This window comes from Sphingomonas sp. PvP056, assembly GCF_040549155.1.
In the GTDB taxonomy this organism is placed as follows: Bacteria; Pseudomonadota; Alphaproteobacteria; order Sphingomonadales; family Sphingomonadaceae; genus Sphingomonas.
Window position 1 is genome coordinate 140,649 of record NZ_JBEPST010000005.1, and the last position, 22,912, is coordinate 163,560.

General features: G+C 66.1%; 21 protein-coding genes and 1 riboswitch. Of the genes, 7 read left to right on the forward strand and 14 right to left on the reverse strand.

The window, feature by feature from the left end; translation table 11 throughout:
* Positions 1-28: 28 nt before the first annotated feature.
* Positions 29-1,981, forward strand: coding sequence for an energy transducer TonB (locus ABIC17_RS13530; RefSeq protein WP_354282537.1), 1,953 nt, complete (start codon positions 29-31; stop codon positions 1,979-1,981).
* Here ABIC17_RS13530 and ABIC17_RS13535 read toward each other — a convergent pair.
* The 6 genes from ABIC17_RS13535 to ABIC17_RS13560 form a co-directional block, all read right to left on the reverse strand.
* Complete coding sequence (locus ABIC17_RS13535) at positions 1,953-2,471, reverse strand: TlpA family protein disulfide reductase (protein ID WP_354282539.1); 519 nt, start codon at positions 2,469-2,471, stop codon at positions 1,953-1,955. The genes ABIC17_RS13530 and ABIC17_RS13535 overlap by 29 nt on opposite strands.
* 158 nt (positions 2,472-2,629) lie before the next feature.
* The gene (locus ABIC17_RS13540) at positions 2,630-4,072 is read right to left on the reverse strand and encodes a family 43 glycosylhydrolase (protein ID WP_354282541.1); all 1,443 of its coding nucleotides are present in this window, start codon (positions 4,070-4,072) and stop codon (positions 2,630-2,632) included.
* A gap of 8 nt (positions 4,073-4,080) precedes the next feature.
* Complete coding sequence (locus ABIC17_RS13545; protein WP_354282543.1) at positions 4,081-4,821, reverse strand: acetylxylan esterase; 741 nt, start codon at positions 4,819-4,821, stop codon at positions 4,081-4,083.
* A 214-nt stretch (positions 4,822-5,035) separates the two neighbouring features.
* Entirely contained in the window at positions 5,036-5,905 is an 870-nt protein-coding gene (locus ABIC17_RS13550) for a hypothetical protein (RefSeq protein WP_354282545.1), read from the reverse strand.
* A gap of 178 nt (positions 5,906-6,083) precedes the next feature.
* Positions 6,084-6,344 carry a hypothetical protein gene (locus tag ABIC17_RS13555; protein ID WP_354282547.1) on the reverse strand — a complete coding sequence of 87 codons (261 nt, stop codon included), beginning with the start codon at positions 6,342-6,344 and terminating at the stop codon, positions 6,084-6,086.
* A 4-nt stretch (positions 6,345-6,348) separates the two neighbouring features.
* Positions 6,349-6,933, reverse strand: a complete 585-nt coding sequence (locus tag ABIC17_RS13560) for an arylesterase (RefSeq protein WP_502958463.1) — start codon at positions 6,931-6,933, stop codon at positions 6,349-6,351.
* Positions 6,934-6,998: 65 nt separating this feature from the next.
* Here ABIC17_RS13560 and ABIC17_RS13565 point away from each other — a divergent pair, with 65 nt between their 5' ends.
* Together ABIC17_RS13565 and ABIC17_RS13570 are read left to right on the forward strand one after the other, a co-directional pair.
* Positions 6,999-7,703: an ABC transporter ATP-binding protein gene (locus ABIC17_RS13565; protein ID WP_354282549.1), complete on the forward strand. Its 705-nt coding sequence runs from the start codon at positions 6,999-7,001 to the stop codon at positions 7,701-7,703.
* Complete coding sequence (locus ABIC17_RS13570) at positions 7,700-10,195, forward strand: ABC transporter permease (protein ID WP_354282551.1); 2,496 nt, start codon at positions 7,700-7,702, stop codon at positions 10,193-10,195. The genes ABIC17_RS13565 and ABIC17_RS13570 overlap by 4 nt, the downstream gene beginning before the upstream one ends.
* A gap of 8 nt (positions 10,196-10,203) precedes the next feature.
* Here ABIC17_RS13570 and ABIC17_RS13575 read toward each other — a convergent pair whose 3' ends face one another.
* From ABIC17_RS13575 to ABIC17_RS13595, 5 genes are all read right to left on the reverse strand, one after another.
* Positions 10,204-10,719: a YdcF family protein gene (locus ABIC17_RS13575; RefSeq protein WP_354282553.1), complete on the reverse strand. Its 516-nt coding sequence runs from the start codon at positions 10,717-10,719 to the stop codon at positions 10,204-10,206.
* Between the two features lie 51 nt (positions 10,720-10,770).
* Positions 10,771-12,171, reverse strand: coding sequence for a deoxyribodipyrimidine photo-lyase (locus ABIC17_RS13580; protein WP_354282555.1), 1,401 nt, complete (start codon positions 12,169-12,171; stop codon positions 10,771-10,773).
* 56 nt (positions 12,172-12,227) lie between these two features.
* Entirely contained in the window at positions 12,228-12,722 is a 495-nt protein-coding gene (locus tag ABIC17_RS13585) for a DUF427 domain-containing protein (RefSeq protein ID WP_354282557.1), read from the reverse strand.
* Between the two features lie 4 nt (positions 12,723-12,726).
* On the reverse strand, positions 12,727-14,469 hold the full coding sequence (locus ABIC17_RS13590; protein ID WP_354282559.1) for a tryptophan-rich sensory protein: 1,743 nt from the start codon (positions 14,467-14,469) through the stop codon (positions 12,727-12,729).
* 108 nt (positions 14,470-14,577) lie between these two features.
* Positions 14,578-15,138 carry a YkgJ family cysteine cluster protein gene (locus ABIC17_RS13595; protein WP_354282561.1) on the reverse strand — a complete coding sequence of 187 codons (561 nt, stop codon included), beginning with the start codon at positions 15,136-15,138 and terminating at the stop codon, positions 14,578-14,580.
* A 123-nt stretch (positions 15,139-15,261) separates the two neighbouring features.
* On the opposite strand from ABIC17_RS13595, the gene ABIC17_RS13600 reads away from it, so the two are divergent.
* Both ABIC17_RS13600 and ABIC17_RS13605 read left to right on the forward strand, forming a co-directional pair.
* A complete protein-coding gene (locus tag ABIC17_RS13600) occupies positions 15,262-15,621 on the forward strand; it encodes a hypothetical protein (protein ID WP_354282563.1) in 360 nt (119 codons plus the stop codon).
* 132 nt (positions 15,622-15,753) lie between these two features.
* Positions 15,754-15,891 (forward strand): hypothetical protein, encoded by a 138-nt coding sequence (locus tag ABIC17_RS13605; RefSeq protein ID WP_354282565.1) that lies wholly within the window; start codon positions 15,754-15,756, stop codon positions 15,889-15,891.
* Positions 15,892-15,935: 44 nt separating this feature from the next.
* Here the strand turns inward: ABIC17_RS13605 and pnuC are convergent, their stop codons facing one another.
* Genes pnuC through ABIC17_RS13620 form a run of 3 tightly spaced genes read right to left on the reverse strand, consistent with a single transcriptional unit; the run spans position 15,936 to position 19,968 of the window.
* Positions 15,936-16,505: a nicotinamide riboside transporter PnuC gene (gene pnuC, locus ABIC17_RS13610; RefSeq protein ID WP_354282567.1), complete on the reverse strand. Its 570-nt coding sequence runs from the start codon at positions 16,503-16,505 to the stop codon at positions 15,936-15,938.
* Positions 16,505-17,656, reverse strand: coding sequence for a phosphotransferase (locus tag ABIC17_RS13615; protein WP_354282569.1), 1,152 nt, complete (start codon positions 17,654-17,656; stop codon positions 16,505-16,507). The genes pnuC and ABIC17_RS13615 overlap by 1 nt, the downstream gene beginning before the upstream one ends.
* A 2-nt stretch (positions 17,657-17,658) precedes the next feature.
* Positions 17,659-19,968, reverse strand: a complete 2,310-nt coding sequence (locus ABIC17_RS13620) for a TonB-dependent receptor (RefSeq protein WP_354282570.1) — start codon at positions 19,966-19,968, stop codon at positions 17,659-17,661.
* 32 nt (positions 19,969-20,000) lie between these two features.
* A riboswitch (TPP riboswitch) is annotated at positions 20,001-20,110 on the reverse strand.
* Between the two features lie 281 nt (positions 20,111-20,391).
* On the opposite strand from ABIC17_RS13620, the gene ABIC17_RS13625 reads away from it, so the two are divergent.
* Both ABIC17_RS13625 and ABIC17_RS13630 read left to right on the forward strand, forming a co-directional pair.
* Complete coding sequence (locus tag ABIC17_RS13625; RefSeq protein WP_354282571.1) at positions 20,392-21,567, forward strand: alpha/beta hydrolase-fold protein; 1,176 nt, start codon at positions 20,392-20,394, stop codon at positions 21,565-21,567.
* Positions 21,568-21,944: 377 nt separating this feature from the next.
* Positions 21,945-22,844 carry a hydrogen peroxide-inducible genes activator gene (locus ABIC17_RS13630; protein ID WP_354282573.1) on the forward strand — a complete coding sequence of 300 codons (900 nt, stop codon included), beginning with the start codon at positions 21,945-21,947 and terminating at the stop codon, positions 22,842-22,844.
* The last annotated feature ends 68 nt before the right edge of the window (positions 22,845-22,912 follow it).

Consider the following 22,912-nt stretch of genomic DNA (forward strand, 5'->3'; position numbering starts at 1 on the left):
CGCAGGGGTTTGAAAACGGGGGGATTGAATGCGACGGATCAGCAAAGGCTGGCTTCGGGTTGCGGCATGTGCGGCGGTTCTGGGGGGCGGTAGCGCCATAGCACAGACAGCACCGCAAACCCCGCAGATGCTGTTCGACACCGCGCAGGCGGCATTGGAAAAGGGCAACTTTGCCGCCGCCATCACCGGCTATCGCGCGGCGGTGGCGGGGTTGCCACCGTTGGCGCGATCGACCGCCGTGATCCGGGCGCGCCTCGCCTATGCACTACAGCAGAGCGGCCAGTTCGATCCCGCGATGGCCGAGGCGACGCTCGCGGTCCGTGCCTTCGCCGCACAAAAGGTCACGCGCGACGAGGACCTGGCGTATTCCCTGCGGTTGCTTGGCAGCCTGCACCGTGGCGGGGCAAATAACACGCAGGCGGTTACCGAGTTGCAACGTGCGATCGCCGCCGAAACCGACACCAAGTCCACGGACGCCTTGTCGTTGCGCTACACGCTGGCGCTGGCCGCACTCACTGAGCAGCCCGATCTGGCCGCGGCGACGCTCGACGCGGTCCGCGCCGACGCCGCGAGCTTTGCCAAACTGCCCAAGACCGACCAGGCTAACTTCTTCAGCGTACGCGCGCTCGCCGACCTCAATCGCGGGCAGCCCAAACTCGCCGCGCCGTTCATCGAACAGGCGCTCGACCTGACCGGCCGGACCACGACCAAAGTCTCGATCAGTCAGGTGCGCATCCGCGGCAATGCGGCGCTCATCTATGCCCGCCTCGGCGATTCGGAAAAGGTGCGGCAATATCTGACTTATTCCGGCGCAGGGCATCTGCCCGACCAAAGCTGGATGACGATGTCGGACAAGGACCTGCCGGTGTGCGGCGGGGATGTCGCGCCGCAGGACGTCGCGGTGGTCGAGTTTGCAATCGAGGACAACGGGCGCGTCTCCGGGGCAAGTCCGGTGTATGCAAGCAAGCCGGGGCCACTCGGCAACGTGTTCGCCGCAGCCGTCGCGGAATGGCGCTGGCAACCCGCTGCGCTGGCAAAGCTCGATCCGTTCTGGCGGCAGTCGATCCGGCTCGAACTGCGCTGCGTCAAGCGCCCGCCGCTGCTCGCGCTGTCGGATGCGTTCAGCGATCGGACGCGCGACTGGCTCACGCAGATCCACGTCGATCCGGACGTGATTACCCCCGCGTTCGATGCAAACGAGCCCGGTGCCGGTGCCATTCCCCGGGCGCTGGCGGCGGTGCATACCGCCAAGGACAATCGTAGTCGCGCCGAGGCGGTTGCCGCGCTCGATGCTGTGCTGGTTTCGCTAAATGCGCCTGCAGAAGCGCGTGCCTACGCCCTGTTCGTTGGGGCTTCCCCGGTCCGTTCCGCCACGCGCAGCGGGTATGAAAGCGACAAGGCACGCGCTTTCGGCGTTGCGGTCGCGCGGCTTGAAACGCAGTCAGGTTCTGAACGCGCGCGCGCCTGGTTGCGCACCGAACAGGCGCTGGCGCTCGAAGCGAGCGGTACGCTCGCACCGGCACGCCAGCTGTTGCAGGGGGTGATCGCAACGCCCGCGGCAACACTTCCGCAGGACGATCCGATCCGCAGCCTCGCACAGCTCCATTTGTCGCTGATCGAGAAACGCGACGGTGCCCCTGCCCGTGCCGACCAGCGACTGACCGAGGCAGGCATCACGCCCGAGCAATGCTCGCTGCTCGATGTCCGCCCCGTCCCGCAAAACACCAATATCTCGAGCGCCGCGTTCCCGAGTGAGGCGCTACGCTGGAACTTCGAGGGGAATGCCCGTGTGGCGTTCGACATTGCCGCCGATGGCCGGGTCGAACAGACGCGCACGGTGATCGCCTATCCGCCGTTCGTCTTTGGGCCAGCGACCGAGCGCGCTGTCGCACGCTTCCGATATCTTCCGCCGACGCTCGGCAACGAAGTGCTTGGGTGCGTCGGCCAGTCGGTCAACGTCCATTACCAGATGCCGAAGTAACCCCTAACAGCGTGTCGACCAGCCGGGTGATTTCGCCCGGCCGGAACGCCCCCGCCTCGACTCGCACGATCCGCCCGGAAGGGTCGATCACATACGTCGTCGGAACCGCGGCACCACGTGGGCGATATGGCGCGGTGATGGCGGTCGCGACGGGCACGCGCATCGCCGCCGCCTGACGCGCGAGCAGCCGCGGCTCTGTCCGCCTCCCGGCGTCGATCGCGAACACCGCGACGCGAGCGGCACCATGCCGCGCGAGCACCGCATCGAGCTCGACAAGCTCGCGCTTGCACGGCGCGCACCAAGTCGCCCAGAAATTGAGGATCACGACGCGGCCGGCAAGGCTGCGCGAGTCAACCTCCCCGCCCTCATGGAGACGGACCGTAAAGGCGGGAGCCTGCTCCGCCACCGTTGTGGCAGGAACTGGTGCAGCGGGAAGCGGGGCAGCCGCCAGAACGGCCGCGATCGCTCCGGCACGTGAGTAGCGTTGCACCGAATCCTCCTGTTTCGCACATTGGCTATGCGACCGAAGGCTAGCCGTGCGCCTACGGTGGCGCCAGACTATCTTGCATCTCCTGCCGGAGCGTTCCTCGCCCGTTCGTCCCCCCGTCGATCACGCTTGGGACTGTTGGTCGAAAACTCGAGACCGGGTCAGGGCCGCTGGAAGGTCCACCGTCCTGTATCGCTGGCGGAAGAGAATGCTGCCAGCGCCGGCGTGCTTCGGCCAAGGGCCACCAGTGCCACAGGCCCCTTCGACCCGACGCTGACCTTGGGCATGATCCGGTAGGTGCCGTCGGTCAGCTGATCGATCCGCCAGAGCTGTCCCGGGGAGCCATCGAAGGTCGGTACGGCGCGAACCGTCCCTTCCGGACCGACCGCCAGAGCGCGCTCGGTCCCGGCGATGACGATCTTGTAGTAAGGCGCACCGAACGCACCGCCTGCGCCCGCCACCGGTGAGATCGTCCATTGCTGATGCGCGCGGATCATATAGTCGCCCAGATCCACCTCGGCGTCCCCCTCGGGCCACGACGTCCGACCTTCCGCCAAGGTCTGATTGGGGATCGGCGCTACGGGCTCATTGCTCTTCGCCATGAAACTGCGCCGCACGTTGAAGGGCATGCGCACGAAATCGACCGCCAGTTGCAAGGCTCCGCCACTGCGCTCGGACTGGATTTCGTAGGTGCCGGGTACAATGTTCGCACCACCGACGGGCCAGCCGTCTTTCCAGAGCAACGGCTGGATCGCGAGGACGCTGCGGCCGCTGCGATCGAGGTCTGCTTCATAATGCATCGAGTATTTCTCGACGCCGTCCCCGAGGTCGATCAGCCCGAAATGCCCGGGGCCATATTGACGCCCCCGTCCGGCCACGACGAGTTTGCCACCCCCTTTGAGGAGCGGCACGCCCATGTTGTCGACATACGGTCCAAGCGGACTGCGCGAACGACCAACCCGAATGTTGTACGACGAGTTGGGCCCGTCACAGCACGTCCCATGCGTCCCCAGCAAATAGTACCACCCGTCGCGGTGCAGCAGCGCGGTCGCTTCCATGTCGATCGCGATATCAACGGGCTCGTTACCCGCCAGACGACCGCCGGTCTTGGGATCGAGTTCGACCATGCGGATCGACCCGAAATAGGTACCGTAGCTCAACCACAAATGCCCGTCGGCGTAGAGGAACGCCGGGTCAATCGCATCCGCCACCTCGATCCCGTTGGTCGACGCGACGATCCCGACGTCGTGATAGCCAAAGGCGGGCGACTTCGGATCAAGCGAGTTGGTCCACATGATCTTGATGTTGCTGGCATGGCCGCCGTTCATCCCCCCGCCCCCGACGGCATAGGCAACATAATAGCGATCGCCGATCTTGATCACGTCGGGCGCGACACCGCCCCCGGGCCGCTCGCCACCGCTGTGCCAGACCCAGCCATCGTCGGACACGAGCCCACCGCCGCGGGTGCCGAAGGTCCACCATTTGCCGTCCGACAGTGTCAACGTCGACGGATCGTGAATGAACGGCTCGCCCTCGAGTTGCGCCGATGCGGTACCGGGAACCGCGAGCAGCATCGCTGCTGCCAGGACGATGGAGCGCTGCATGATGATCCTCACTTCACGTCGACCTTGATGTCCCGGATCGGACGGCCGCTTTCGTCGAGCAGGCGGACGCAGAAGTCGCTCAGGCCGGGTCCGTTGATCACCGCGCCGCGCAGGACGTTGCGCCCCTTGCGAAGCGTCACGGGGCGCGACAGCACGTCGTCCATGACCATGCGTCGATCGCCGAACAGGCCGACAGTTTCCTTGCCGTTGAGCCACCACACGGAAGCGGAATTGGAGCCGACCGCGAGACGAACGTCCCGCATCTCGCGCGGGCTGTCGACGACGGTGACCGCCCAGAAGATGACGCCGTAGGTCGGCTTGCCGAGCCCCTGCGCAAGGTTGAACAGCTTGACGTCGAACAGGTTGGTATCGAGCGCGTGCCACCGCGGCGTACCTGGTGCGGTCGTCGTTTGACCGTCCCGCGGCACGGCGTCGAACCGGCCCGGATAGTTTGCGGGCGATAAGGCATCGCGCACATAGGCCGACGTGAAGCCGGAGTTCGTCCGGTTGGGTTTGACGATCGGCTCCAGCAGCAGCCAGCGACGTAGGAAGCCGTCCGCGTCGGGGGTGCCAGGAGCGGCGGTCACCGGACTGAAGAACGGTGCGAGTCCGGTTGGCGGGGGCAGCGCCTCGACCACGTTGCCGGCGGTCTGCGCGTGGAGCGTGGCCGGTATGGACAGGCCCAGCAAGACGGTCGTCAAGACCCGCCATATGCCGCGATGCCGTATCGTCTGGTCGGACCCAGTCATCGTCAGCTCCTCAACCCCCTGGCGACTCGATGCACGGTCACCTTGTTATCGGTACCATTACGCTAGGGGGTGTTGATCCCTGCCGTCAACCTGACACGATTGGACAATTCCGATGTCCATTTAGTCTTGAGCCCCAGCCTGTTACCGCCGATCGCGCCAGTCCCGTCTGGAACAGGTCACTACATCTCCGCCAGTACGACTGGAATGTAAGTGGTCAACGCCTCCGCGCGCCCTGTTCTACGACCCGCATATTCCAACGCCGGATTTGCTGTCTCCGTTCGATACTATTGTTTCCCTTGAGGGCACGCAGACGTCGATACGCTGCCGCGCGACTGCAACCCGCAACTTCAAAGTATAAAACGGGTCGTCCGTCGACGCCAAGATTGCATATTTCCCCTAGCGCATCCGGCTGGGCTGCGTGCGCCGGTCGCCCGCCACCAAGGTCGGCTGCGTAAAGCGCGCTGGCAATCAACGTTCCACGATCGGGGGACGCCTGCTCCGATACCCAGTAACCGGTGATCAAGGCCCCTACGATAGCGCCGAGCGCCGGCTTGACGATCGACAAGCCGAGCATCGCGAGCAGCACCACCATCATTCCGACCAAAACCAGGTGCGATCGGCCATTCACGAACGCTTCGAACATCGGCGACAGCAACGACAATAGTAACACCAGCCATATGAGGACGACGAACGCCGACAGCATGAAACCGGCGGACGCCGCGAAAACGTCTTTATGTGGGGGTGGCCGACCGGTTGCGGCCCAACCGCCTGCCATGCCGCCGAGAACCGTGCCGCCGATAAATGCGATCGCAAGCTGGTCGAGATCCGCGATCAACGTCACGGCGACGACAAGGACCGTGACAAGCGCCGTCACGCCACAGGCCAGCTTGATGTTGCGCTCCGGCATGGTTGGCGCATTCCATCGGACCACCGTGGTCCAGACCGCAGGCAGAAGGACGATCACGGCGAACATCGTGGACGCCAGGATACCGAACAAAAGCAGGAACACCCAGTCGCTTGCCTGACTGACGGGAATTGGCGGCTGGTTCAGCTGGCCGAGATATCCGTTGAAGATGAACAGCATCGGCAGCGCCAGCACAGCCCCTATCGCTAAGGGAATAGGGGCAAGCTTGATGGTATCCAGCAGCGGCGCATAGCGCTTGTTCTGCTTCAGAAGCCAACCGAGTTTCTACGGTGCGGGGGCCATGATGTTATTCCATCGTCGCTGGGTGACCAACCAGTTTGCAACGCAGCCGCGAGCGTCAGTCTTCGTCGAGGCTTTCCGCCATCTCCATGAAGCGTCGTGCAGCCGCGCGGTCCGCTTCGGACGGGAAGGCGACGTCCAGATCGGGCGCGGCACCGAGCATGTGCAATAGCGTCCACAAACCGAAGCGGCGGTCGCGATCCTTTTCCAGTCCGAAATCGACCCGCATGTGCTCGATCCCTGCATCGAGCGCGGACGGGTTCAACGCGGCAAGATCGCTGCTGCCGAAATAGCGGCGGAACTGGTCGTCGAGGTCCATGCGCCTATTCTTTCAATGCGGAGCGAACGCTGGGCAGCATACGCCCGACGATGATCTCGACGCCGCGGGCGTTCGGGTGCAGGCCATCGGCCTGGAGCAGCGTGCGATTTCCCGCGACGCCTTCAAGGAAGAACGGGTAGCGCGCAACCCGATGGTGCTTGGCGAGCGCGGGGTAAATGCCTTCGAAAGCGGTCACATAGTCCGGCCCCAGATTCGGCGCAGCGCGCATTCCGGCGAGGAGTACGGGAATATGCCGGTTCCGCAGTTCCGTCAGGATCGCGTCGAGATTGGTTCTGGTCTGCCCCACCGGAAGCCCCCGCAGCATGTCGTTCGCGCCGAGTTCCACGATCACCAGATCGGGGGTCGCGCCAAGCCCACGCAGCCCCCAGCGCAGCCGCGCGCGTGCTTGCGCAGCGGTATCTCCCGCGACGCCGCCGTTGCGCACGGTGGCAGCGACACCCGCCCGCCGCAACGCGGCCTGCAGCCTTGCGGTGAACCCTGCAGCGGGTGGGAGGCCGTAGCCAGCGCTGAGGCTGTCGCCGAAGGCCCAGATCACCGGGGCCCGTGGTGATGCGTGCGCGGTCGACACAAATACCGCAGGCGACAGCAATGCGAGATGGACAATCCCTCGCCACCATCCATATCGCTTGAGACGTGACCATATCATCCCCCACCGATAGCGCGCTGATCGAAGCACGCAACGTCTCGCTGTCGCTCGGCCGTGCGCCGGCGCGCGTGGACATCCTGCGCGGTATCGACCTCAGCGTGTCCGCGGGCGAACGCGTCGCGCTGCTCGGGCCGTCGGGATCGGGCAAGTCGTCGCTGATGGCGGTGCTTGCCGGACTGGAGCGCCCGAGCGGCGGGACCGTGACGGTCGCCGGGCTGGATTTCGCAGCCTTGGACGAGGACGCACTCGCGATTGCGCGGCGCGGGCGGATCGGTATCGTGCTGCAGGCATTCCATCTGCTGCCGACGATGACCGCGCTCGAGAATGTCGCGGTTCCGCTGGAACTGGCGGGCGCGCGCGACGCGTTCGAGCGCGCCGAGACAGAGCTTGCCGCGGTCGGCCTCGGCCACCGCACCGGGCACTATCCCGCGCAACTGTCGGGCGGGGAGCAGCAGCGCGTCGCGATCGCGCGAGCGCTGGTCGCGGCACCTGCGTTGATCTTCGCCGACGAACCGACCGGCAATCTCGATACCGCGACGGGTGCCGCGATTATGGACTTGTTGTTCGAACGCCACGCCGCCAGCGGGACGACACTGTTCGTCATCACGCACGATCCGGCGTTGGCAGCGCGGTGCGCCCGGGTCGTCACGCTGGCGGACGGTCGCATCGCCACCGATCGGCCGCGCGCTTGAGCATCGCGTGGCGGCTGGCGCTGCGGGACCTGCGCCGTGGTGGGCGCGGACTGGTTCTGCTGGTGGCGTGCCTGTTCCTCGGGACCGCGGCGCTTGCCGGGATCGGTAGCCTCGCTGCGAGCATGATCGCGGCGCTCGACGCGAATGGCCGACAGATCCTTGGCGGCGACGTCGAGTTCACCGTGTCGCAGCGTCGCGCCACGGTGGCGGAACTCGCGACCTTCGCGCAGGCGGGCCGGGTGTCCGAGACGGTGTCGATGCGCGCGATGATGAGCAGAGGCGAAGGCACCCCCGCGATGCTCGTCGACCTGCGCGGTACGGACGCGGCGTGGCCGCTGGTGGGGCGTTTCCGGCTTGCGACCGGGGCGCTCGCTTCCCGACCGCACGATCGCGAGATCGCGATCGCGGAGGCTGCGGCGGACCGGCTGGGCGTGAAGGCTGGCGATACCGTCCGCATGGGTATGACTCCCTTGCGCGTTGTGGGGATCATCGCGGAGGAACCCGACCGACTTGGCGCGGGGTTCACGCTAGGGCCCCCGGCGCTGGTCGATCTGGCCGGGCTGGACGCAACCGCGCTGGTTCAGCCGGGCAGCCTCTACGAAAGCCACTACCGCATCGCGCTCGCCAAGCCTGCCGATGCCAAGGCGGTACGGGATCGCTTGCTCGCGCTTGTGCCAGACGCAGGATGGTCGGCGCGGACGAGCGACAGCGCGGCGGGCGGTTTGCGGCGCGGTATCGACCAGTTCGGCCAGTTCCTGCTGCTCGTCGGCCTTGCCGCGCTCGCCATCGCGGGCGTCGGCGTGGGGAGCGGGGTGGCCGCCTATCTGGCGGGGAAGACCCGGATCATCGCCACTCTGAAGGTGCTGGGCGCGACCTCGCGGACGATCGCGACGGTGTTCCTTGCGCAGCTCGGCATGGTCGCCGCGGTCGGGATCGGCGGCGGCCTGTTGGTCGGTGCGGCGGTGCCGTGGCTGGTCACGGGGATCGTCGGAGCAGCGCTTCCGGTGCCGCCACGTCTGGCGCTGTATCCCGTGCCGTTAGCGACGGCCGCCTTGCTGGCGCTGCTCGTGGCGCTGTTGTTCGCCTTGCCCGCGCTGGCACGCGCGCGCGATGTGCCCGCGGCGACCTTGCTGCGGGATGCGCTCGGCACCCGCCGCCGACCATCCGCGATCGTGCTGGGGGTGATGGCACTGCTGGTCGCGGCACTAGTTGCGCTCGCGGTTCTCACGGCGTCCAACCGGCTTCTGGCGCTCGGATTCGTCGGGGCGGTGTCGGCATTGATCGTGCTGTTGTGGCTCGTTGGCCTTGCCATCCGGTTCACCGCTGCCAGACTTCCGCGTGCGAGAAGGCCGCTGGTGCGCCTCGCCATCGCCAATCTGCACCGACCCGGCGCGCAGACCGACCGCCTCGTGGTGGCGCTGGGCCTGGGCTTCTCGCTGTTCGTCGCACTGGCGGTCATCGATGCGAGTCTATCCTCTGAGCTGCGCAACGCAGCCCCCGCCAAGGCCCCGCGTTTCTTCGCGATCGACCTGCAACCCGAAGACGCCGCCACTTTCGCTCAAGCCGTCAAGGGCGCAGCCCCCGCCGCGAAGATCGAGGCACTGCCATCGCTGCGCGGGTCGATCGGCGCGTTGCGCGGGCAACGCGTGGCCGACATGAAGACGCTGCCCGAGGGTGCCTGGATCCTGCGCGGGGACCGCACGATCACCTGGTCGGCGACGCTGCCCCCCCGCAACGCCGTCGTCGCCGGCCGGTGGTGGCCTGCCGACTATCGCGGGCCCCCGCTCGTTTCGCTCGAGGACAAGGCGGCGGCGGCGCTTGGCCTGAAGATCGGCGACACGATCACGGTTTCGGTGCTCGGCGTCGATGTGCCCGCGCGGATCGCCGTCTTGCGCAAGATCGACTGGGGTGGGCTTGGGCTCAACTTCGCGATCGTCTTCTCACCGGGCTATATCGAGGAAGCGCCGCATGGCCTGCTCGCCAGCGTCTATGCCGCCCCAGCGCGCGACGGAGCGATCATGCGCAGCGTCGGGACAGCTTTGCCCTCGGTCACGCTGATCCGCGTCGGTGACGTGATCGGCCAGCTTGGCACGGTACTTGGCCAGATCGCTGTGGCGATCCGGGCGGCGGCTGCGGTGACGGTGGCGGCGGGGATCGCGGTGCTGATCGGCGCGGTGTCGGCATCGGCGCGCGCACGGCGGTACGATGCGGTGATCCTCAAGCTGCTCGGCGGCAGCCGACGCCAGGTATTGGGCGCGCAGGCGCTGGAATATGCGATGCTGGCGGCGATCCTGGTAGTGGTCGCGCTGGCGGTCGGAACGGGGGCGGGATGGTATGTCGTGACGCAGGTGTTCTCGATCGCATGGGCACCGCGCTGGGACATCGTTGTGGCGACGCTGGCGATAGCGGTCGCGATCACGCTCGGGATGGGGATCGCGGGCAGTATTCCTGCGCTCCGTGCCAAGCCCGCCGCGGCGCTGCGCGACCTTTGACGGCGCCGTTACTTGCGGCGCCCGCGCCAAACCGCGTTGAGGCCGGCCACTGCGTCATAGGGGATCGCGGCAAATTCACGGGCCCACATCTTGGCTTGCAACCGCTTCGGGCCGCGCGCGACGATCGGCACCGCGCGGGTTGAGAACCCCATCAGGCGGAACAGCATGATAACGCGCGGCTGATGATAGGCATCCGTGCAGGGCTGGATCTTGGCATATCCTCGCTCGCGCCCATGCGCGACCGCCGCGGCGACCGTTTGCAGCGTGTCCCGGCTGGCTTCGTCAAGGATCAGCCGCTCGGCGGACACGACGCCATCGACCATATTGGCCATCACGCGTGCTTCCGACGGGCGATATGTCCCTACCCCGCCCGACAGGAACAGATCCACGCTCGGATCACTTTGCGCAACCGCAGCGGCATAGCCGACGCGGCGCGCGAGCGCCGGGCTGGCGGTGCCGTCGGGACGCACCGCAGCGCCGAAGACGACGACGAGCGTCCGGTTGGCTTTGTCCCGTTGGGTCATGCTGTTCGTTTGGCCTTTCGGGTCAAGATTACGGGCTGATCAGTAAGTCTGTCACCCGGGGGCATAAAGCTCGCGCGGCAGATCTGCAGGAACGCTCACCGCAGGGACAGGGCGCGACGCCGCCTTGGCGAGCCATGCGGTACCGCCGTCGCGGGACCGTGTTGAGCCATCGCTGCGGGTGGCGACACGCCCGTAGACAGGGCGCTCGGTATCCCCGGGCGACCCGCCGAACATCGCGGCGATATTACCGTACGTCGCGGGATCACGGCCATCCAGGCTCAGCCTGTCGTTGAGGTAACAGGCCGTTGCCCAGGCGGTTTCGGGGTCGGGCGTCATCGCGATGATGCGCTTGCCCCAATACATCCGCAGGTTGTTGTGCATCCAGCCGAAACGCAGGAACTGGCGCTGGCAAGCATTCCAGCTTTCATCGCGCGTCTCGCCGCGCAGCATCGCCGTCAGGCTTTCCAGATGGGACCGCGGGTCGCCGGCGTGGTCGGCGAGCGTCGCGCGCGCCCAACCGGCGACACGGTCGTACTGTTCTGGCTTGGCCAGAGCGCGTGCCTGATAATGGAACCACTCGCGCCACCCGAGCAGTTCGTCGGCGAACTTGATGCTGTGGCGTGCCCCGACAGCCGCCCTCTCCACCGCGCGCATCACCTCGCGCGGCCCGAGCACTCCGAAATGGAGATAGGGCGACAAGCCGCTCGCGCCCTCGCGCCGTGTCGCATCGTTGCGGGTCGTGGCGTAACCGGGCAGAACGTCCTGGATCAAGCGCATTAGCCGCGTTTCCGCCGCCGCTCGTCCTGCGGGAAAGGCGGCGCTTGCTGGCAGGCTGTGATCGATATCCAGCTCGGCGATCAATGCGTCGAGGTCGCCCTCCAGCGTATCGGGCACGAACGGCAACGTACCGTCATAGGGCGCGATGTCGGTCGACTCGTCGTCGGCGACAGTCCATGCCGCCCGCTCCGGTTCGTGGCGTCGCAGGAAGCCGGAACGCCCCCCGATCCCCTCGCCCAAAACGGCAGGCGGTACGAGGCACGCGGCGTTGACCGCATAGACCGGGATTTCGATCCGTTCGGCCACCCGCTCCGTCTGCCAGCGCGCGACGAAGGTCGGCTGGTCTTCCAGAACCAGCGCAGCGGCGTCGGTGCCAAGCCTGTAGACCAGCCCTTTCTCGCGATGCCCCGAGCGATCGACGTGCTGGACGCAGGCAAGACCCCGCGCCCGACATCCCGCGGCAAGATCACGGCTGGCACCGAGGATGAAGTGATGCAGCCGGTCCGAAGCATAGGGATAATCCTCCCGCACGCCGTGATAGACGAGCACCGGCAACCCCAGCGCATTGCCGAGCCGGACCGCTGCGTCGATCACCGGATTGTCGCTTGCACGCAGCGCCTGCTGGAGCCAGCACAGGACGTAACGCGCACCTTCCGCGACGGGGCGGTCGTTCATCCCACGAACCCGCGGCAGCTCGCGCCAGTCGGCGAGACCTTCCGGTACCGTAGCGCTCACCATCCCATGCTGCCCGGGACGCCTTTGAACGGCCCTGCAAGGTCGGACGTGATCCAGCCCCCGTAAAATCCGCCGGGCTGGGGGATCACCCGCTCGCCGTCGACCGCGCACAGGTCGAAAGGTGCCGCGTAGAACGCGACATGATCCCGAAGGATCGCGAAGGCAGGAGTGGGGTTCGCATAGCTCCAGCCCACGTCATTGAACGTGTGTCCGGCTATTTGGACATGCCAGTATCGCGCCTCGCCCTTCCATTCGCAGAACGAACGGCGGGTCGACGGACGCAGCAGGCCGGGCGTGATCGCATTCGGCGGGATGTACCAGCTCGGCGGATGGCTCGTCTCGAGCGTGCGCACCGCCGCATTGGTGTCGGCGACGATGATCCCGGCGTGTTCGATATGGATCCGGCGGCGACTTGGCTCGGCAATTGCAGGCCGCGGGTAGCGCCAGACGCTTTCCTGTCCCGGAGCGGGCGTATCGGGCTTGGGCCTCACCGGCTCATCGCCCCTTTTCCGGATTGTCGCGCCAGATCCGTTCGGCAAGCAGAGTCGCAAAACCGAGCCATGCAACGAAGGGGATCCCGACCGCAGCCGCCGGTTTGTCCACCCGCGCGGCCGCGGCGACGTAAGCGGCGCTCGACGCGACCATCGCGCCCGATGCAGCGGCGCTCGCGCCGAGTTGCTTCTCGCGGAAGAACAATTGCGTCCAGCCGCCGACCATCGCGGTGTTGAGCAACCACAATCCGACGGCAGTATTGCGCGCGCTGCCCGAGGGCTGGCGCAACAGCCGATACCCGCCGACAGCCAGCCCGGTCTCGAGCACGGGCCACACCGCTCCGAACGCCGCATCGGGCGGCGTGAAACCGGGCTTGTCGAGCCCGCGATACCATTTGCGGATCCGGGGATGTGAGGGATCGGGCGCGTTGCGCCGCCCGACGACCGCACTCACGCCGAGCACGAGACCAACTGCGCCGAGCGCCAGCAGCGGCGACAGTGCGCCCTTTCCGGCTGCCGTCACAGAGCGCTCAGGTGCATCGGACGACCCGTCCGTGCGGTTTTGATCATATTGCAACAAGTCCGGTTCCTTCGTGCTACCGCCAAACAGCTTGCCGGTCAGGCCGCGCACAGCGGGGCGACTTGCCATACTCAACGCACCATGCAGCAGACGGATGCCAAGCCGACTGTGCGGATTCATCAGTCGCGGAGCGATTTTGGGGACCCCCTGCGCATCCTCGACCATCGGGCGCATCGCGTGCTCATAGGCGGCAAACGCTGCTACGACATCGTCGGACCGTGCCATCTCGGCCGCCAGTACGTAGGCCCCGGTGATCGCCAACGTCGTACCGATCCCCGCGATCGGCGTGGCGCACCACGCGGCATCTCCGGTCAGCACAACCCTGCCTTTCGACCAGCGCGGCATCCGCACCTGACGCAGCACGTCGAAATAGAAATCGTCGGTCGCGTCCATGCCGTCCAGCACGCGCGCGGACTGCCAGCCGGCATCGCTGAACCGCTTGCGCAGCCATGTCTTCTGGCGCTCCTGGCTCCAATCCTGTTCGCCGCCGGGCGGCTGCTGGACCGACAGCATGACCCGTGTCGTGCCGTGGCGATCGGGTCGCAACGACACGCTTCGACCCCCGGGCGCGTTGTACCAACGCCAGAGCCGGTCATCATCCGCCGCGCGCGGAATGGTGAAATAGGCGATCGTCAGGTCCATCCAGCGCGGCGCGTTCTCCTGTGCAAAAACGTGCGCGCGCGTTGCCGAACCCACGCCCTCCGCCACGATGACCGCGTCGTAGCGCTCCGTCCGCCCTCTGGCGAAGGTGACGCAGGCGGCCTCGTCGTCCTCGACGATGGCCGTCACACTGTCGCCGAAGCGGTAAGTCGCCCGCTCCGCCGCGGGTTCGTACAACAGCCGGGCAAGGTCGCCGCGCAGGATCTCCATCTCGGCGGTGGGTCCGTCGCCGTCCTGATCCGCGGTCAGGAATTGCGCAGCGATGTGGCCGTTTGCATCGACCCAAGCCGTGCCTTCCTCCCCGGTGCCCTGTTCCAGAGCGGACTGCTCAAGCCCCATCCGACGAAGCACTTCGCGCCCCGAACCGCGGACGTCGATATTCTGCCCGCCATCACGGAACGCAGGTGCGCGCTCGACCACGGTCACGTCGAAACCGGCGCGGCCAAGCCACCATGCGGCGGTGTTGCCGGCAACGCTGGCACCGGTGATCAGAATACGGCGGGACATGGCATTGCACTCCTCTGCACCGCACAACGGTCGAGCAGCGTTTAGGTCGCCTGATCTTGTGCGCGTCCGCAATCCCCCGCTACCCGGGTCCACCCACCAGCAGAATCGCTAGGCCTCGGTGCCGAAAACCCCGTAATGCTCGCGCCATGCCGCAACTTCGTCTCGCAGGTGCGCAGGGGCCGTCTCTCCGGACAGGACGAGGCTGGCCACGTCGTCCGTCGGGTGCATCAACATCTTCTTCGTCCCGTCGCTGAACCAGACGGGTACGAGCTGATGACACAGGCTGTCGAGAACGGCCCCCGCCATGCCCTTGTCGATCGCACCGCCGCGACTGGTGGTGCGGACGATGATCGACACGCCTTCGAAGCAATTCCGCGGCGCGCGTTCGAAATTGAGCGAGACGAGAAGGCCGGACAGATCCGGACGCGCCTGCTCGGGCATCGCCGCGGTGCGTCTCCAGGCACAGAACCACGTTCGGCAGATCGTGGGCCGCGTCGCATGGATGCCGCACCCCTGTGGCGTGAGGTGCATGCAGGGCGTTTCGCCGGGCTTCCGAAACTCCGGCGTATCCACGGTCAGGACGGTGCAACAGACGGTGCAGTCACCACATACGCGGTCGGGGAGGACCGGCCCGAGCAGGATGGTTTCCAGATTTGCCTCGGTATGCATCGCGCGGGGTTGCCTTGGCTGCCGCGGAAAGACAAGCGCCGTCGGCATGCCGCGGACTGGCCGGCAGGCGCGTTCACGCACGAACGATCCTTGCCGCCATGGGCACGATTATTGGAGCACGCGATGAGCAACCCGACAAAGATATGGGACGGTGAACAGGTTCGGAACTGGCTGACGCGGCGCGTGGCGGCGGCGAAGCTGGACCAGGCGGCAGCGGATCGGCGCGGCTATGAGGCGCGCGACGATTACGACAAGGCCGCCGCCGAGGAATGGGTCTGCAGCAGGCTTCAGGGCGCGGCGGACGTTAACGACCAGCCTGCGTTTGCCAAGCGCATCAAGGACCTCATCGGGCAGGACGACTATCCCGTAACGGGGATATACGACGATGTCCGTTTCGAACGGCATGTGCGTGGCTATCTCCGGAAGCTCGCGAAGATGACCAAGACGAACGAGGGGTTCGAGAACGCCCTGCGCTATCAGTGACCGGGGGGATCGAACCGGGCCGTACCAATCCGGCACAGTGGAATGGGGGCCGGTTCCGCGCAGTGTGGAACCGGCAGCGCAGGTCGGCGTTAGCGTGCGGGATTGGTTAACTCGTTCTTCAGGAAGCAGAACATGGTACGCAGGACTTACGGATCGGCTTTGTCCAAAAGGGCTGCACAGGCTCCGCGGCGGCTCAATGACGATCCGCGCGCTGGTCTCACGCCGCTCGAACTGACGATGCTGGACAAGTCGCTCAAGGTCGCAGGCTAACTACGGCTTTTGGTGGCGCGGCGATCCGCTAGCTAGTCCGTCTGTCAGACGATGGATGAAGCAGGCCCCGCCCGCCGCCACTCGCGATATCCCGCAATAGCAAGTCCGATCATCGCCGCATATAATCCTGCGGTCAGCGTCAGCCCCTTAAAGGCGAACATCGCAACGTAGGCGACATCGACGACGATCCATAGCAGCCAGTTTTCGCGATGACGTCGCGCAGTCCAATATTGCGCGACAAGGCTGAAGCTGCTGAGTGTGGCGTCGATCCACGGCAGTGCGGCGTCTGTATGGTGGCTGGTGAACCACCCGATCGCGATCGCACCGATCGCCCCGGCACTCAGCCCCATCAGCGCGTGCGATCGCTTCAGCGGCACCACGACGACCGCCCCCGTATCGCGCTTGCCGCGCGTCCAAACCAGCCAACCATACAGGATGCCGACGGCGAACACCGCCTGCAGCGCCATGTCGGCGTAGAGGCGCACGTCGAGGAACAGCTTGAAATACAAGCCGCAGGCGACGAGGTTCAGCGGCCAGCACAACAGATTGCGCCGTGCGGTCAGCCAGATCGCCAGGAAGCTGACGACGACCGCAACGATCTCCAGCGTCGACATCAACCGTTCGCCGCCGTGCCGACCTGCGCCAGGAAATCCTGGCCGGGTGCGGACAGGAACCATTGGGCATGGCCGATAGCATACGCGTCCCAGGCATGCATCGCGGCCGCAGGATCCCCCAAGACGCCTGCGAAATACGCGATCTCGGACAGGGCGAATTCGATATGCACCAGCGGCAGCAGTCGAACGACTGTCTCGATCTCGGCGCAGCTCAAGGGCCGGATCGTCACATAGCCCGCGATCAACGACAGCGCCGCCGCCGGATCGGCGATGGCATCATCGTCGTCACCCAGTCGCAGCCATTCCACCGCCGTCCGCTCGATCGCGGTGGCGAGGTCGTGCAGCGCGCAAGTCCGGTCGGACAATCCGAAGTCGAACACCGTCGCAACCGTGCCGTCCGCAGCCCAGAGCAGATTGGACGGATGCCAATCGTTATGCGTCCAAAGCGAAGGCTGATCGGCAAGGCGCGCCGCCAGCCCTCCCGCCAGTGCTTCGAAAAGCAGCTCCAGTTCCTTCCGCCACGGCAAGGTGGCGAGGAAAGCCGCCAGCGTGGGGCGTGCCGCGACATAGGCCTCTGCCGCCGCCATCGGATCGCTCGCCGGCAGGATGGTGAAGCTCGCGACCAGTGGCTGCACCGTGCGCACCGGCGCGTCGAACCCGCGGGACGCCTGATGTACCTGGGCAAGCGCGACACCCGCCGCGTGTGCGTGGACATAGGAGAGGAACGGGGTCCAGGAGGGCCTGTCCCGATACAGGTCGGCCCCGGCCGCGCGGCGCTGAAGCTCGAAGGTCCCCTCGCCCATCGAAAGGGTGCTGGCACCGTCCGTCGTCCGCACGATTTCGGGCAGCGATATTCCGGCCGCCGCGAGATGCGACACGAACGCATGTTCCTGAGACAGCTCCGCCGCCGACCGCACGTGGCGATCATGCCGTTTCAGCAGGAACTGCCCGCGCGTCGTATCGATCAGCGTCGCCGCGGAAAACGGCCGCGGCGAATGCCACAGCAATCGCTCGATACGGCCCGCCGCCGGAAAGCGGGCAAGGACCGCGTCGGCCTCGCCCACCTCGATCATGGGCCAGGCGGGCGTCTCCAACGCGGTGCCCATGCCGTGCACCAGATGCCCGGTGGACGCGGGTGCGGCCTTGGCCATGCTCAGAAGCTACGCGACACGGTCGCGATGACCGCCGCACCGCTGCCGATGTAATAGGCGGGCGCATAGCCCGAAATGACAATGCCGCCGCGCCCTACTACATCGCGCGCGTTGGTGCTGACCGCCTGCACCCCCGCCAGGACGTCCGGATTGGTCACGTTGATCGCGTTGACGCGCAGATCCGTCCGTTTCCCGTCGATCCAGTCGGCCAGATGGAGGCCGACCGACAGGTCGAGCGTCGCATAGCCCGCGATCCGCTCGTCGTTCATGAACGTCGCATATTGGGGTCCGAGATACTTACCCGCGATGCTGCCGAACAAATGCCCGTCATCATAGGTGCCGCCCGCGCCGAACTGGACGCTCGGGCTGGACACCGCATGCTTGCCGCGCGTGGGGAGGAAATCCCCGCCAACCGGCAGATCATCGTCGATCCGCGCGTGCAGATACTCGCCCGAAAGATAGACGCTGACGCCCTTCGCCGGGCGATAATCGATTTCCGCATCGACTCCGTACGTTGTCTGCCCCCCGGCGTTGAGCGTCGAATTGACCTGCGCGCCGCCAACGTCGATCACCGTGGCCAGTTGCCGGTTGCGGAACTTGTAGTGGAAGGCAGTCGCCGATGCGGACAGATTGGGCCCGATGTAGCGATAGCCAAGCTCCTGCGAGACCGAATATTCGTTCTTCAGCGCGTTCGTCCCGCGGGTAGAAACCACGCCGCCGTCATAGCTGTCGTAGAGCGTGAATTCGTTGGGCGTCCGGAAATTGGTCGTGATGTTGGCGAAGATCTGCTGGCGATCGCTCAACGCACAATGGACCGCGGCGCGCGGCAAGGCCGCAAAGCTGTCCTTGCGGACCCGCGTTTGCGGCCCGGGGAGATAGTTGCGACCATTGCGCAGCAGGTTGACGCCCTTGAAACCGGCGTCGAGCGTCAGGCGCGGGGTGAGCGCGATACTGTCGGCGAGGAAGAACCCCTTCGTCACCGTGACGGTCCGCTGGTTCTCATAAGCGAGCAGGCGGCCATCCGCAGTCTGGATCGCCCTGTCGCGGTATCCCCATCGGTCGGTCGGGTTCCCGTCCGGATCGACCGTCGTGTAGGTTTGCGTGACCCGGTCCGTGCCGTAATCGAACCACAGGCCGCCCGTGATCCGGTGGATCCCCGCCTGCAACGTCAGCTTGGTGACATTGCCGGTGCGCATCTGGTCGCCGGTGTAATTGCCGAGCACCGTCGCGACGCCATCCACCGCGCCTGGCAGAACGATCGGCTGCGTCAGTTCCTCATTGCCGAGGAAGTTGCCCGTCGTGGCAAGCTGCGTGCCGTACGGCGAATTGCCGTAGCCGAACTGCAAATAGGTCGTGCTGTCGAGCGTCAGCCGGTCGTTCAGTTTGAGATGCACCGGAGCCGACGCATAGAGGTTGCGGAACGGGGCCCGGTACAGCCGCCAGTAATTGGTGTTTCCCGCGGTGTAGCGCGCATCATAGTTGAACCCGCGACCTTGCGCCTGCCAGTCCGCGAGCGTCGGGCTGGGATAGCTCGACGCATTGGCATTGTTGTACGACAGCGCCAGGCTGGCGCGGTTGCCGTCGCCCCAGTCGCGCAACAGCTTCGCGTCGACATGCCGGCGCGTGTCGAAGCCAGCCCCCCGCCAATTGTCCGCGCGCGTGTACGAATAGGACACGAACGCCTTCACGCCCGTCCGCCCGATCTCGCCCGTATCGACCCGCGCGAACACCCGCCGCGCATCGTACGAGCCGAGCGACACGTCGAGCAGTGCTTGCGGCGCGGCCTTGGGGTCGTCGAGCGTCAGCGACAGTAGCCCGCCTGCCCCGCCCACGGTCGGGGAATCAATGTCCACCGACCCTTGCGCCAGGGTGATCGTGCGCAGGTTGCCCGGATCGGCGAATTGCGACGGATAAGCGTAATAATAGCCGATATCGTTCTGCGGCGCGCCTTCCATCAGGACGCCGATCTGATCCTGCCCCAGCCCGCGCAGCGTCAGGCTCGAACTCGTCGACAGGCCGTACGGGTCACTCGACGCCACGTTTGCACCCGGCAACAGGTTGACGAGCTGGAACGCGTTGAGCGTCGGCGCCTGCTTGACGATGAAGTCGGCGGAAATTTCACTCACCGCCTTGGGCGCGGTCTGGTCGGGCAACAGTCCTTCGGGATCGCGGTGTCCGGTGACGCGAATGTCCGCGGTGTCTTCGGTGGTCTGTTGTGCCCATGCAGATGCCGGCACCGTCAGAAACACCGCCGTCAGCACCAACGCCGCGCGCCGGCTCCTCAACCCATCATACGAAATCATTGCCGGCATTGTCTTACGTCCACTCCACACGGAAGGACGACGGACACTCCGCCAACCCTCCCTACGCCGGTATCAGCCGGATCAGGTTCAGCGGGTCATGGGCTGCAGCCCACCTCTCAGCCGCGCGTCAGCGGCCCCCCGGGGATAGCGCCCTCTAGGCGATCCGATCGCGCGTGCAAACAGGGATTGATGGCCCCACGGTCGCCCCTCTCCGAGCCGGCCCGGACGTTGGCCGGTTAGGCGTGGTGATGAAGCCGTTGTGGTCCACCGTCTCGGATGACGACAACACGACAGCTGGCGCTGGCATTATTCGCGCAGAGCAGGCGTCTCTTGCAGATTAAGACGTTGCAGGCGGCAAAGGTTGTTGCAATACCTTGGTCAAGATCAGTCGATCGCCAAACAGGGCGGCACGAACACTTCAGGGAGAGCATGATGAAACGCATAGCAGCAGCGTTGTTGATGGCCGGTATTTCGGCCTTCCCGCTTGGTGCGCAGACAGTTGCGCCGTCCATTTCCGAAGACTTCAAGCCGTCATCGCTCAACCAACCCGGACAGCAATACCCGCAGGTGAACTCGCAAGGCTATGCGCGTTTCCGGATCGTCGCGCCGGAGGCTACAGCCGTGAGGGTCAGCCTCGGGTTGGGCGGACGCGGCGGTACCGTTCTTGCCAAGGCACCCGATGGCACCTGGATCGGCACGTCGGAAGGTCCGCTCGACGAAGGGTTTCATTATTACCACGTCACCGTGGATGGCGGCACGTTCAACGACCCGGGTGCGCTGAACTTCTATGGATCGACCCGCTGGGAAAGCGGGATCGAGATACCGGCGCATGATGCCGATTTCTACGCGCTGAAGGACGTGCCGCATGGGCGTGTCGAGCAGATCCTGTTCCCGTCGCCGAGTACGGGCACGCCACGCCGGGCCTTGGTCTACACGCCCCCCGGTTACGGGGACAAGCCGCAGACCCGCTACCCCGTCTTGTACCTCCAGCACGGCTGGGGCGAAGACGAGACCGCATGGAGCAACCAGGGCCATGCAAACCTGATCATGGACAATCTGGTTGCGGAGAAAAAGTCGCTGCCCTTCATCATCGTGATGACCTACGGCATGACGAACGAGATCAAGCCCGGCAGCCCCGGCGGCCTTGCGAGCTTCGACATCGGGCCCTTCCAGACGGTGCTGCTGAACGAACTGGTTCCGTATGTCGACCGCACCTACCGGACCGTTGCCGATGCGCGACATCGGGCGATGGCGGGCCTGTCGATGGGCGGCTTCGAGACGAAGCTGATCGCGCCCAAGAACCTCGACACGTTCGCCTATATCGGCCTGCTGAGCGGCGGCACGGTCGGGATGGACGACGTCGGCGCAACGCCGGGGTTCAAGGACAAGGTGAAGTTGGTGTTCGTCAGCTTCGGCAGTCGTGAACTCGAAGGCAACCGCCCGCCCGCGCCCGGCGGCGCCCCCCGCCCCGATCCGCGCGCGAATGCGGCAGCGATCAAGGCCGCCGGGATCAACAGTGCGTTCTACGTTTCGCCCAACACGGCGCACGAGTTCCTGACCTGGCGTCGCAGCTTGCACGAAATGGCCCCGCTGCTGTTCCGGGATTGAGGGTTCACGCGCCACGCTGGTCGGTGGCGTTGCGATTGGGGTGCCCCCTCTTCTTGCCCCTCCCCTTCAGGGGAGGGGTCGGGGGTGGGGCGGTGCCTCGCAGAGAAGTAGGTTCTGCTGGACTGCCCCACCCCAACCCCTCCCCCGAGGGGAGGGGCTTTAATTGCGGTTGGCGTGATCCCCTCCCCTTCAGGGGAGGGGTCGGGGGTGGGGCGGTGCCTCGCAGAGAACTCGGTTCTGCTGGACTTCCCCACCCCAACCCTCCCCCGAGGGGGAGGGGCTTTAGGTACGCCAGATCCCGCCCCCGCATTCTCCCCGCAAGGACCCCGCAATCTCTTCGGGCGTGCCAAAGGCGTAGCGGCTCGGTACCATGCCCCATGCAGCGCCCACGAACGACGATCCGCCAACTCAGCTACTTCGTCGCGCTCGCCGAGGCCGGAAGCTTCACGCGTGCCGCCGAGCGGATGGGGGTGTCCCAGCCATCGCTCTCGCAACAGATCCGCGCACTGGAGACGATCCTCGGTGCACCGCTGTTCGAGCGCGGTGGTCCCGCGATCCTCACGCCGCTTGGGCGTGAACTGCTGGAGCGGGCGCGGCGGATCCTGTTCGATCTGGTCGACCTGGAAGACGTCCGTGCGGCGTCGGCCGACGCGCTGGTCGGCACGATCCGGCTGGGCGTGTCGCCGACGCTCGGCGCCTATCTGCTCCCCGGCTTGGTCGCGCGTCTGCACCGCGAACATCCGACGCTGCGGATCCATGTGCGCGAAGGGCTTCCGTCCGCATTGACGGCGGGACTCACGGCCGGGGATCACGACCTGATCCTCGCGCAGTTACCCGTTGCAGGGCGCGGCTTCCACAGCGAGCGCTTGTTCCGCGAGCCGCTGTATCTGGCGATGGCCGCCGATCATCCGTTCAGCCAGAAGACGTCCGTGACCGTCGGCGATCTGGCGGGGCAAAACCTCCTGACGCTCGTCGCGGACTATCGCCTGGCGCAACAGGTCGCCGTGATTGCCGAAGAGGTCGGCGCGGTCGTGCTCAACGATTATGAAGGCACCAGCCTCGACGCGATCCGGCAGATGGCCGGAATGGGCATGGGTCTCGCGCTGCTGCCGAACCTGTACGTCCGCCAGGAAATCCGCGACGGCGATGACGTGGTCGTGCGCCCCTTCGAGGGCGGGCGCCCGTATCGCGAGATCGGCCTGCTGTGGCGTACGGGTGCCGGTCGGGCACCCGCCTATAGGTTGATCGCCGAAATGTTGCGTGCGGTCGTCCGATAGGTATATCCTATCGGAAGTATAGCTTACCCATTCTTGCGCCAATGGCCCGCCGGAACGATCCTGTGTCC

What these genes read in the sequence shown, in the direction of transcription:
- ABIC17_RS13530 (WP_354282537.1), top strand. Translation starts at nt 29, where the DNA reads ATGCGACGGATCAGCAAAGGCTGGCTTCGGGTTGCGGCATGTGCGGCG.
- ABIC17_RS13540 (WP_354282541.1), bottom strand. Translation starts at nt 4,072, where the DNA reads ATGCAGCGCTCCATCGTCCTGGCAGCAGCGATGCTGCTCGCGGTTCCC.
- ABIC17_RS13545 (WP_354282543.1), bottom strand. Translation starts at nt 4,821, where the DNA reads ATGACTGGGTCCGACCAGACGATACGGCATCGCGGCATATGGCGGGTC.
- ABIC17_RS13550 (WP_354282545.1), bottom strand. Translation starts at nt 5,905, where the DNA reads ATGCTGTTCATCTTCAACGGATATCTCGGCCAGCTGAACCAGCCGCCA.
- ABIC17_RS13555 (WP_354282547.1), bottom strand. Translation starts at nt 6,344, where the DNA reads ATGGACCTCGACGACCAGTTCCGCCGCTATTTCGGCAGCAGCGATCTT.
- ABIC17_RS13575 (WP_354282553.1), bottom strand. Translation starts at nt 10,719, where the DNA reads ATGACCCAACGGGACAAAGCCAACCGGACGCTCGTCGTCGTCTTCGGC.
- ABIC17_RS13580 (WP_354282555.1), bottom strand. Translation starts at nt 12,171, where the DNA reads ATGAACGACCGCCCCGTCGCGGAAGGTGCGCGTTACGTCCTGTGCTGG.
- ABIC17_RS13590 (WP_354282559.1), bottom strand. Translation starts at nt 14,469, where the DNA reads ATGTCCCGCCGTATTCTGATCACCGGTGCCAGCGTTGCCGGCAACACC.
- ABIC17_RS13595 (WP_354282561.1), bottom strand. Translation starts at nt 15,138, where the DNA reads ATGCATACCGAGGCAAATCTGGAAACCATCCTGCTCGGGCCGGTCCTC.
- ABIC17_RS13600 (WP_354282563.1), top strand. Translation starts at nt 15,262, where the DNA reads ATGAGCAACCCGACAAAGATATGGGACGGTGAACAGGTTCGGAACTGG.
- ABIC17_RS13605 (WP_354282565.1), top strand. Translation starts at nt 15,754, where the DNA reads ATGGTACGCAGGACTTACGGATCGGCTTTGTCCAAAAGGGCTGCACAG.
- pnuC (WP_354282567.1), bottom strand. Translation starts at nt 16,505, where the DNA reads ATGTCGACGCTGGAGATCGTTGCGGTCGTCGTCAGCTTCCTGGCGATC.
- ABIC17_RS13615 (WP_354282569.1), bottom strand. Translation starts at nt 17,656, where the DNA reads ATGGCCAAGGCCGCACCCGCGTCCACCGGGCATCTGGTGCACGGCATG.
- ABIC17_RS13620 (WP_354282570.1), bottom strand. Translation starts at nt 19,968, where the DNA reads ATGCCGGCAATGATTTCGTATGATGGGTTGAGGAGCCGGCGCGCGGCG.
- ABIC17_RS13625 (WP_354282571.1), top strand. Translation starts at nt 20,392, where the DNA reads ATGAAACGCATAGCAGCAGCGTTGTTGATGGCCGGTATTTCGGCCTTC.
- ABIC17_RS13630 (WP_354282573.1), top strand. Translation starts at nt 21,945, where the DNA reads ATGCAGCGCCCACGAACGACGATCCGCCAACTCAGCTACTTCGTCGCG.